The 1,625-nt window shown below is 38.2% G+C and carries 1 protein-coding gene; it reads left to right on the forward strand.

Annotated features, from left to right (window positions below; genetic code table 11):
- Positions 1 to 15: 15 nt before the first annotated feature.
- A partial coding sequence (locus ACT9TX_RS18335) for a family 78 glycoside hydrolase catalytic domain (RefSeq protein ID WP_481340549.1) occupies positions 16 to 1,625 on the forward strand: 1,610 nt, incomplete at its 3' end.

Genomic DNA, 1,625 nt, shown 5'->3' on the forward strand with positions numbered 1-1,625 from the left:
TTAAAACCACAGAATTTGCCAGCAATAAAAAAGATGCAAACATTGGCTACTAAAAAGTTTTACAAGTTGCCAAATGGAAATTATGTATTTGATATGGGGCAAAATTTCGCAGGCTGGAATAGGTTGAAAATCAACGCACCAAAAGGCACAATCATTACCATGAAAATGGCTGAAGAAGTTGCTAATGATACATTGGCTTATGGCACTACTGGTGTATATGCTACCAACGTAATACAAACGGAGAAATATATTTGTAAAGGTTCTGGTATCGAAATTTGGGAACCCCGATTTACCTATCATGGCTTTAGGTATGTAGAAGTTAGTGGCTTGACAGGCACACCCACAAAGGATTTATTAACAGGTATTGTGGTGCATTCTTCCATGCTTTCAGCAGGAAACTTTAATTGTGCTAATCCTCAAATTAACAAGCTACACCAACTGAGTTATTGGACTTTAATTAGTAATCTGCACAGCATTCCTACAGATTGCCCTGCACGTGAAAAGTGTGGTTGGTTAGGCGATGCACATGCCATGGCACAGAGTAGTATATACAACATGGATATGGAGAATTTTTGGTTAAAGTTTATGGATGATATTCACTCAACCGCAAAGCCTATGCTTAATACGCTTAGATATACAGGATTAAAAACCCCCATGATAGAGAAGTATTTAAAACCTGCTGGCATACCTACCATGGTAGCCCCTGGTAAACGTTTTATTGGCGCTGCCTCGCCAGATTGGGGCACAGCCATTGTGCAACTACCTTGGTTTTTGTATAAATATTATGGCAATACTAATGCATTGAAAAAGTTTTATCCAGATATGAAACAATGGGTAAATCTTGTAGGAGGGCTTGCTAAAAATCATATTGTATATATAGGTTTAGGCGATTGGTGCCCACCTGGTACCATTGCAAAAATAGATTGTCCAGTGCCATTGAGTTCTACGGCATTTCACTACAATGATTTAATGATATTAAAGCGAGCTGCGGCTGCACTTGGTAACACCTTAGATAGTCAAGCATTTAGCGATTCTGCTTTATTAGTTCGTAATGCATTTATTGCTAAATATTACAACCCTACCACACATTCATTTGGAAGCCATACAGCTAATGCAATGGCATTGGATTTTGGTTTAGTGCCTGAAGGTGATGAGGCATTGGTAGCTAATGCAATAGCAACCACCAGCAACCAAAAATTTAACGGCTTTATGTATGCAGGCATATTTGGCTTGCAACGTTTATTTGATCAATTAAGCAAGCACCAAAACGAGCAAGCAGCTTTTAATATGCTAGATAAAAAAGGCGATAATAGCTTTGAATTAATGTGGAAGAAATACGATGCTACCACACTTTGGGAAGTATTGCCCGTTAGCACACGTTTTGTAACCGAGAATCCAAGTATAATTGCTACAAGTTCTCATAGTCATCCCATGCAAGCCGGTTTTGATGCTTGGTTTTTTAATGGTATAGCAGGTATTAACCCAGATATTACTGCCCCAGGTTTTAAGAAAATGATACTTGAGCCAAAATTGATTAACCAATTACAATTTGCTAAAGGCGATTACAATTCTGTTTATGGTACAATAGTGTCTGACTGGAAATGGGAGGGTAAAAATTTTGTATG

The sequence above is a fragment of the Parasediminibacterium sp. HNIBRBA5674 genome (assembly GCF_056745525.1).